We start from the raw sequence: 9486 nt of genomic DNA, 5'->3' as shown, positions 1-9486 counted from the left end.
CCGTGTGATCGGCGAAGGCCGCTTGCCGCGGGGGGGGGGTGGGGGGGGGCGGGGAACCCCCCGGGGGTTGGTGGGGGCGCAGGCCACACAGGCGGGGGCCCGGCGGGGGGGGGCGCCCGGGGGGGCCCCCCCCCCCCCACGACCGCCCGGCGTGCGGGCGTTCACCCGGTCCGGCTACCGTGACCCCGACCAGGCGCGGGAAGCGAGGAACGCCATGCCGTCGGAGTCCAACACGATGCCCAGCGACATCGACCTCAACCGTCCCAGTGCCGCCCGCGTGTACGACTACTACCTGGGCGGGGCGCACAACTTCGCCTCCGACCGCGAGATGGCCGAGCGGGCCATCGAGATGTGGCCGGAGCTTCCGCTGATCATGCAGGCCAACCGGGCGTTCCTGCGCCGCGCGGTGCGGTTCTGCGTCGCTTCCGGGGTGAACCAGTTCCTCGATCTCGGCTCCGGCATCCCGACGGTCGGCAACGTCCACGAGGTCGCCAGGGCGGCCGACCCGGACGCGCGGGTGGTGTACGTCGACATCGACCCCGTCGCCGTCACCCACAGCCGCTCGATCCTCGGTGACGACCCGCGCACCTCGGTCGTCCACGCCGACCTGCGCCGCCCCGACCTGCTGTTGCAGCGTCCCGAGGTCACCGGCCTGCTCGACTTCAGCCGCCCGGTCGCCGTGATGATGGTCGCGGTGCTGCACTTCGTGCCGGACGCGGACGACCCGGCCGCGGTCATCGCCGGTTACCGCGAGGCCATGGCACCGGGCAGCTTCCTCGTGGTCTCGCACGCCACGCACGAAGGCCAGCCGCGGCGCGCGGACGAGCACCAGCAGCTGTACCAGCGCACCGCGACGCCGATGACCATGCGGTCGCGCGCCGAGCTGCAGGCCCTGCTGGACGGCTTCGACGTGGTCGATCCAGGTGTGGTGTACCTGCCGCTGTGGCGGCCTGAGTCGCTCGACGAGGTCGACGAGCATCCCGAGCGGTTCACCGGCCTCGCGGCCATCGGTCGGAAGCGCTGATCAGGACCGTTCGGCGAGCAGCCGGGCGAGATCGGTGTGGTTGAGGTAGACGACGATCTCGTGGTGGTCGCCCTCCTGCCGCAGCAGGAACGTCGAGGCGAGGGTGAGCGGCCCGGCGGCCCGTTCGGCGTGCCACTCGGCACTCACCAGGACGTGCCGGTCGTCGAGCCGTTGCTGCCGTGCCGACTGCCGTCGCAACCCGGTGACACCGGCGTCGTCGAACATCTTGCGCCTGGCCGGCAGTCCCGCTGCCAGCTGCTGCGGGGTGAGGGCGAGCGCCCGCTGCGGATCCAGTGCCAGGAACGTCGCGGCGAACACGCCGGACAACCCGCCGCCGCTGCCGAGGCGGTCGTAGTCGTCGAGGAAGGCCGCGACGCTTTCCTCGGGTGAGGTCCAGTCGGGTGTGGTCACTCGCCGAAGGTACCGGCGGGATCGCGGGTTAACGTTGTACCGCTGCCCGGCGACTCCGGTGGTGACCCCACCGACGGGAGCCCGCCATGGCCTTCTCCTCGCTGACCGACCACCTCGCCCTGCTGGGATGGACGGCCTCGGTCGCGCTCCCCGGCGACGTCAAGCGCGTGATGGACGCCGTCCAGTCCGAAGCGTGGCCCGCCGGTGAGGGCGTGGCCGCGGCCGAGGTGAAGTCGGCGCAGACCCTGCCGGGCTTCGCGTCGCTGCAGCTCGACCCCGGCCTGCCGGTGACCGTCACCCTGTCCGCGGGGTTCCGCGCGGACATCACGATCGCCGGCACCGGCGTCACCGTGCCCGGCCTGACCGGGGGCACCCCGCAGAGCTCCGGCGCCGGGCGGAGCCTGCAGCGGTGGGTGCAGCCGACCGGCACCCCGGTGAAGGCCCTGTTGTCGGCGGTCCTCCGGCTGGAGGGCACGCCGGGAGCTGCCGCGACCGTGCGGCTGCTGCCCAACGGTCACGTGCCGCTGGACCCTCCGTTCATGGTGCTGCCCGGCGGCGCGTTCGGGCTGCACGTGCCGAACGGGCTGGTGATCGACGACGGCATCGCGGTGGAGGCCGAGCTGTTCCTGCCGCGCGGCGTGCCCTACGTCGGCGGCACGGTCGCGCCGGTCTCGTTCGCGCTCGGCGTGCCGTCCGGGGTCAAGGCGCGTGCGCAGGTCGACGTGCCCGCGGCGGACGGCAGGCCGCGGATCCGCGGCGTGGTCGAGTGGGACGATCCGGGGGCGGTGTCGCTGGCCGCGTGCGCGCCGACGTTGATCGACCTGAGTGCCGAGTTCGACGTCGACGGTGCGCTCAACACCCCGGTCGGCGGTGTGGTGGTCGCGGCGGGGAGGCCGCTGAAGCTCCGGGCCAGATATGCGCGCGACACGCGGCAGAGCGCCGCCACGCAGCAGTTCGACGTCACGGTGGTGAGCGACGGACCGGACGGCCTGATCCGGGTCGCCGTCGACGACGGGCTCGCGGGCAACGTGGCCGCGCGGGTGTTCGTAACGGGCGCGGCACTGGCCGAGGCGCTGCTCGCGGACACCCCGGCCAGCACCGCGCCCTCCGGTGACCCGTCGAGCGCCGGGCTGGCGTCGCTGCTCGGCGTCGCGGCCGTGCTGTCGAGTTTCTGCAAGCAGGGCAAGGTCGTCGTGCACGGCGTGACCCTGATCGGCACCGTCGGTGCGCCGGCACTGGTGCTGGCGCTGGACTACAGCGTCGACGTGCTGGTCAAGGCGATCGACTTCGCGGGGCTGAGCATCGGCATGCAGGACGACGTGCCGATGCGGGTGCGCCACCGCGACGTCCGGCTGGAGATCGACCCGGCCGCGGACGGGCTCGGCAAGTTCCACCTGTCGTTCGACCAGGCGAGCACGGACGTCGAGGACCCCGGACGCTGGCGGGTGCCGGGCGCGCCATTTGACGTCACCGGGAACCGGGCCGGGCACGGGTCCACCTGGTTCGAGATCGACCTGCGGTTCACCCTCGACCTCGGGCCGGTGAAGGTCAGCGGCGCCACCGTCAGGGCCACCTTCGACGGCGGCCCGGTCCCGGACGTCACGCTGCGGGGACTCGACGCGAGCCTCGCCGTGCCCGGCGTGATCGACGGCAGGGGCAAGCTCGCGTTGGTGGGCAACGGCTTCGAGGCCTCGCTCGGTGTCAGGATCGTGCCGCTCAACCTCGCCGCGGCGGCGCATCTCAAGCTCCTCGGGCAGATGATCGTGCTGGAGCTCGGCGTCGACCTGCCGGGCGCGATCCCGCTGGGGCCCACCGGTCTGGGCCTCTACTCGATCGGTGGCACGTTCGGCTTCAACGCCCTGCCGGACCTGCCACCGCGCGACCGGGACCCGGTCGAGTTCCAGCTCGCGTGGACGCCGCAGCGGACCCACTTCTCCGCCGGTGACCTCATGTTCGGCTTCGCCGCGGTGGTGGGCACGTTGCCGGACCAGGGCTTCGCGTTCAGCGCGGCGGGCCGCATCCTGCTCACCGCCCCGAACTTCACCTTCCGCGCCGGCCTCGACGCCGGGTTCCTCGGCGCGCGAAGACAGCTCGCCGGCAACGACCAGCCGATCTCGCAGGACCCGCGGCAGGACCAGATCACCGGCGTGCTGGTGTACGACGGCAGCGGCGTGCTGATCGGGTTGCGCGGCAGCTTCGACCTGAAGCCCCTGCTGGAGATCCTGGTCCCGATCGACGCGGTGTTCCCGGGCAACAGCCCGGACTGGCGCGTCCACATCGGCTCCGACGGCGCGGACGGCCGCACGCCGGGACCGGTGCGGGTCCGGGTGCTGCCCGACCTGCTCGACCTCGGCGCCGAGGCCTTCCTCATGGTGCACGGCAAGGACATCCTCAACGTCGGCGGCCGCGGCGACTTCGACCTCCACGGGTTCGCCGTCGCGTTCGGCGCCGGCTTCCACGCCGTGTTCGGCGCCGGGATCGTCTGGCTGGAGCTCGCGGCGGACGCCCAGTTCGGCATCGGCACCTCGCCGCTCGTGGTGCGCGGCCACGGCCATCTCGAAGGCTCGCTGCACCTGGGACCGGTGTCGATCGGGGCGTCGGCGGACATCGACGCGCAGATCGGGCCGGGTGACGCGCGGTGGGCCAAGTTCTCCGTGTGCGGCGAGGTCGACCTGTTCTTCTTCGAGATCTCCGGCTGCGTCACGATCACCATCGGCGACGAGGACAAGTCGGTGCCCGAACCCGGGGACTGGCCGCTGCCCGAGGTCACGTTGTGCGACCACGCCTACCGCCGCACCGGTGAGGCGGTGAAGGCCGGTGATCCGCCGTTCGTCTGGCCGGACGTCATCCCGGTCCTCGGTTTCCCGGTGCTGCCGGGACCGGCAGGGTTCGCGTCCGCGCAGTTCGGCAAGGCGCTGCTGAGCGGGACGACGTGGAAGAGCACCTACCCGGCGGTCGCCACGAGCACCGGCCGGACCGGCGCCGACGACCTGAGCTACGAGTTCGCCCTCACCGGTCTGCGGCTGATCACCGCGGACGGCACGCCGGTCGCCGGAGACCTCGAAGCCGCGTGGCAGCAACCGAAGGTGTCCGGTGGCGCGGCGTCCGGCGGTGTCGCGGGCGAGCTGGCCCTGCTGACGTGGCAGACCGCGTTGTGGACCTCGCGGCTCGCCGACGGCGGCAAGAGCCTGCCGCACGACCCGCTCGAACCGGAGGTCGGCCACTGTCAGGTCCAGCCGCGGGCGGCCGGGGGCTGGGCGCTCGGCGCACCGGCGAAACCGGTCGGCGACGGCTGGCGGATGCCGCCGGAAGCCGGTCCCGGTGATCCGCTGGTGTCCCGGTTCTGGGTCGACGTCGACGTGACCTTCCGCGAGCTGCCGGTGCGCCCGGCGTTGCTCGGCATGCCGGGCGAGGTCAACTACCAGCCGGGCGGCCCGATCGTGTTCTCCGCGCCGCTGCACGGCGGCGGCCACGACTTCGGTGGCGCGCTGGGCCTTCCCGGGCTCGTGGCGCCGACATACCTGGCGCACGAACTCGGCCTGCAACACGCGACGCTGACCGTTGTGGACGATCAGATCGTGCCGGATGCGTTGGTGCTGCTGGTGGACGACTTCTCCGCCAACCGGGTCTCCGCCGCCGGCTGGGCGCCGTCGTACCTGCCCGGCACGGCCGGGTACACCCTCGTGGTGCTCACCAGCAGCGCCGGTGTGCTGGTCTCGCAGATCGTGCTCCAGTACCCGGTCGGAGCCCACATCGCGGTTCTCGGCCTGCACGGCCTGAGCAAGACCGCGCGGGACAACGCGGCCGCCGCTGCCGCCGCGGCAGCGGCCGCGAGCAAGGACAAGGGACTGCTGCTGGGCAAGGCCAAGGGCGACCGCCGGACGTTGCTCGAACCCGGCACGACCTACGGCGTCGAGGTCACCCTGGCGTGTGCCGGCAAGCGCACCGACAACGGGAAAGTGGTCGGCACCAAGAACTTCACGCACAACCCGGTCACCTACTGGTTCCGGACTCCGCCGATTCCCCCGGACCCGCCGCCACCGCCGAAGGGCTATCGGGCGCTGGGGCAGACCGAGATCGGTGCCACCGATCCGGGTCACCTCGCGAAGAGGCTGGTGGCGCAGGACGAGTTCGACGTCAGCTCCCTGCAGCGCTACCTGTTGGGTTACACGCCAACGGATCGGGTGGCGAACTACTACCCCGACGATCCGGTCGGCGCGCACTTCAGCGTCGACCACGCCGGTGCGCTGGCGAAGAAGTACCAGCACCGGATCTCGTTGGTGCTGCAGCGAACCGACCTCCCGCCGGGCTCACCTCCGCAGCCTCCCGCCGCGATCGCGGCCGTACTGGCCGAGCTCTGGGCCGACGCCAAAGACCAGCAGCTCGTCACCGACCAGCGCAAGCTGGAGATGGCCGTGCTCAGCGGCTGCCCGGTGCCGCAGCAGGGAAGTACGCTCGGCGGCCCGGCCGGACTGGTGCCGGGCGCGACCTACGACCTGGCGGTCCAGGTGCCCAAAACCGGCGCGGACCTGGGCATCGCGCTGCCGGGCGTCGTGTTCACCACGTCCCGCTACCGCAACCCGCGCGAGCAGGTCACCGCGCTGGGGTTCGCCGCGCCGCAGAACGGTGCCACGACAGGTGACCTGCCGGTACCGCCGCCTGACCTCACGGGCGTGCCCGCCACCGACTCCGACTCCGACTCCGCGCTCGCGGTGTTCCTGGACCAGCTCGGGCTGGGGCTGTGGGAACCGGAGCCCGACGGCGCGTGCACGCTGCTGTGGTCACGACCGGACGCCGGGCCGTGGCGGCTGGCCGGGGTGCTGCTGGAGAGCCCCGAGCCGCTGGAACGCCGAGGCCGCCTGAGGCTGGATGCGCTGGACTGCATGAGCGTGCCGTTCGACGTGGTGCGCCGCAACGCCACCGGCACCAGGGTGCTGTACCTGACCCGCACTCCGGTCGTGCCGCGGCGCCGCCGGATCGGGCCGATCACGTGGCTGCCGCCACTGCTGTCGCTCACCGTGCTGGAACATCCGGCCGCCACGTCGCCGGTCACGCCGACCACCCCGCCGCAGACGTCGTTCGTGGTGCGCGCGGTCGTCCCCACCTCACCCGCGTTCGCCGAGGAGCTGTCATGACGGCCCTGAAGTCGTTGGAAGCGCTGCTGCGGCTCAGCACTCTCGGCGTGCGGGGAGACCTGGACGCCGGGGACGGCGTGCACGCGGCGTTGTCGGTGCACCCGATCCTCGGCTGGCCGCTGCACCCGTTCGTCTGCGGGGTGTTCGAACCGGAGCAGCTGTTCGACGTGCCCGCGCAGTTCCTGGACCCCAGGGGAAACCGGATCGCCGGACCCGTCGATCTCGACCTGCACGGCCCGGTCGACGTGATCCTGGGCGACGACTCGGGCGAGCCGTGGATCTGGGTGATCGTGCTCGTCGACGGGCCGGCGGTGGTCGAGGCGCTGGACACGGTGGGCCGCGGCCGGCCGTTCGCCCGGCGCTCGCAGGAGCCGTACTCCTTCGGTGCCAGTGCGATCCGGAGGCTGCGCCTGTCCGGTCGCGGGATCGTCCGCAACGTCATGGGTTTCTCCGCGCGGCACGCGATCCGCCAGGTCGAGCGGATCGAGTGGCACCGGCCGTTCGGGCTGCCGATCGGCGACGCGCCCTGGTACGCCGGCGGAGCGGGGGAGGGGCCGGCGTTCGACCGGGTCGAGGCCGGTGCGCCGAAGAGGCTGGGACCGCCGGACGAGCCGCTGGGGCCGGGCACCCCGGTCGGGCCCGGCGACGAGTCCGGCCGCGTGCGGAACCTGCAGCCGGCGATCCACCCGTGGATCGACACCGCGTTCTTCGGTCCGGAAGTGCCCGACCAGGCGATCCTCAAGCGAGTCAACCCTCCTGGCACGCTCGTGGTGCCGGGAGCACACCGCGTTCCGCGTGACACGACGAGCACCACGCCGTGCGTGCAGGCGCTGACCATCCAGGCCGGTGATCCGGGCCTGGCCCGCTACCTGGGCCTCGCCACGGTGCTGCCGGTCGAGCCACCTCGCGGCGACCGCCCGTTCGTCGTGGTGGTCGGCGCGTTCTTCGGAATCCACCGCACCAAGCGGCTCGGGCCGTGGCGGCTGCGTGACGTGATCCCGGTGGACACCCCGCTCAGCCAGGTCCTGGCCAACCGGGCGGCCTCCGAGTTCGATCTCACTGCCGTGCAGGACAGGTACTCCGGCCCGCGTGAGATCCGCTTCCTGCCGCTGGCCGCCGGAGTCGGCGCGACCCCCGACCTCCCGGACGCTCCCTCGCTGTCGGCGCCACCCGGACGGTGGCTCGGTGGTGAGGACACGTGGCAGCAGCAGATCCTGCTGCACGGCGCTCCGCCCGCCGGCCCGGTCGCCCTGGCCCGAGGCGCTCTCAGCAGGCACCGGTTCGACGGTGGGCGGGCGGTGGCGTTGTTCGCGGGCCGCGTGCCGAAGGGCGCCCCGGCCACCACGACGACCGGGGAACGGCCGAGCACCCTGTCCGATCCCGCGGTGCCGCCCGAACCGGCGACGTGGCAGGTGGCGCAGGCGGACCGGTTCGGCCGCTGGAGCGCACCCGCCGCGGTCTCCGCGTCACCGCCTCCCCGACCGGCGCCCCGGCCTCCGGTGCCGGAGCACCACGTCCTCGTCGCCGCGCTCGACCGGGCCGACACCAGCGCTCGATCTCCTGGTGAGATCAGGGTTTCCGTGGAGCTTCCGGCGCGGACCGAGACCGGAGCGCTGCCGATCGCGAGCCTCACGCTGACCGTCGCGGGGACGTCCCGCACCGTGGCGGCACAGGCCGGAATGGTCGAGTTCTTCGACGTTCCCGCGACCACACCGGCCTCGTCGGTGGACGTGGTGGTGGACGCGGTGTTCACCGACACCGCGGGCGTGCAGTCCACAGTGGCCAGTTCCGTCGTGACCGTGCACGACCCGCGGCCGCATCCGGTGGTGCGCACCGGGCCCGCGCTGCTGTGGTCGGGCCGCCGCGACGCGACCGGTGCCAGCGAGCTCGCCCTGACCTGGCCGGGCAACGCGCGGTACCGGGTGTACCTGAGCACGTCCGACCGGCTCGCCGCGGCACTGGGCATCGGCCTGGTGGACGGCAGGCTGCCCGGCGATCCGCTGCGCGCCTCGCTGGCCGGGGCGATCTGGGCACGCCGTGCGGAACTGCGGGACAAGGCCGACTTCAGCCTGGTGACCGATCCACCGCTGACCTCCGCGGCGGGCGTGGTGTCGTGGCGGCACAGCGTCCCCGGCAGCCTGCGCGGCGTGCTGTTCGTGCGGATCGTGCCGCTGACCGACGGCAACGTCGAGCCCGACTTCGCCCAGTGCGGCCTGGTTCCGGTCGCCGTGCCGCACAAGGAAAGACCTGCTCCGCCGACCGTGCGGGTCGCCGTGGCGGCCGACGGCAGCGTCTCCGTCGACGCCGAGTTCGACGGAGAGGTGCGCATCCGGCGCGCCCGCGTGATGACCGCCGAACCGCGTTACGTGCCAGTCGTCGCCACCGTCCGCGGCACGTGGACCGACAGCCCGCTGGCGGACTACCAGCGCGCCACCTACTGGGCAGAAGCCCGCCACGACCCGGAACCCGCTTTGCCGCCGGGAGTGCTGCCGATCCCGAGCACCGTCAGCACGCCGGCGGGCGTTCCCGCGGGCGACGTCGAGTCGATGTGGAGCCGGATCTCGTTGCCCGCCACCGCGATGCGCGTGCCCGCGACGGTCCCGGACCTGACCGGACTGCTCACCTTCAGCCCCGGTGACGTGATCTCGGGTTCGTTGCCACCCGGCAGCGTCCAGCTGTGGGCGGAGACCCCGGCAGGCGCCCTGGTCGAGCTGGCCACCTTGCCCGCGTCTCCCGCGTTCACCCACACCGTGCCGCCCGGCGCGGCCAGGTACCACGCGCAGCTCACCGATCCGCTGGGAAGAAAGGGGAACCTGGTGGCGGTGGATCCGGCCTGAACCACGCGGTACCGAGTGCACCACCCGGCGGCCACACGAAGTAATGTCATGGGCACGATCGGCGTGGACGGAGTTCGAC

At 72.9% G+C, this 9486-nt stretch carries 4 protein-coding genes; 3 read left to right on the top strand and 1 reads right to left on the bottom strand.

Annotation, left to right across the window (positions count from 1 at the left end; translation table 11 throughout):
* Window positions 1-151: 151 nt before the first annotated feature.
* Window positions 152-1024, top strand: coding sequence for an SAM-dependent methyltransferase (locus ABZV40_RS42650; RefSeq protein ID WP_355455334.1), 873 nt, complete (start codon window positions 152-154; stop codon window positions 1022-1024).
* On the opposite strand, the gene ABZV40_RS42645 is transcribed toward ABZV40_RS42650, so the two are convergent.
* On the bottom strand, window positions 1025-1435 hold the full coding sequence (locus ABZV40_RS42645) for a hypothetical protein (RefSeq protein ID WP_355455332.1): 411 nt from the start codon (window positions 1433-1435) through the stop codon (window positions 1025-1027).
* Between the two features lie 86 nt (window positions 1436-1521).
* On the opposite strand from ABZV40_RS42645, the gene ABZV40_RS42640 reads away from it, so the two are divergent.
* On the top strand, window positions 1522-6570 hold the full coding sequence (locus ABZV40_RS42640) for a hypothetical protein (protein ID WP_355455330.1): 5049 nt from the start codon (window positions 1522-1524) through the stop codon (window positions 6568-6570).
* Window positions 6567-9407: a hypothetical protein gene (locus ABZV40_RS42635; protein ID WP_355455328.1), complete on the top strand. Its 2841-nt coding sequence runs from the start codon at window positions 6567-6569 to the stop codon at window positions 9405-9407. Before ABZV40_RS42640 ends, ABZV40_RS42635 begins: the two co-directional genes overlap by 4 nt.
* The last annotated feature ends 79 nt before the right edge of the window (window positions 9408-9486 follow it).

The organism is Lentzea sp. NPDC004782 (genome assembly GCF_040609115.1).
Lineage (GTDB): Bacteria > Actinomycetota > Actinomycetes > Mycobacteriales > Pseudonocardiaceae > Lentzea.
Note: the sequence above shows the minus strand (reverse complement) of the source record. Positions and strands in the feature narration are given on the sequence as shown.

What these genes read in the sequence shown, in the direction of transcription:
- ABZV40_RS42640 (WP_355455330.1), top strand. Translation starts at nt 1,522, where the DNA reads ATGGCCTTCTCCTCGCTGACCGACCACCTCGCCCTGCTGGGATGGACG.
- ABZV40_RS42635 (WP_355455328.1), top strand. Translation starts at nt 6,567, where the DNA reads ATGACGGCCCTGAAGTCGTTGGAAGCGCTGCTGCGGCTCAGCACTCTC.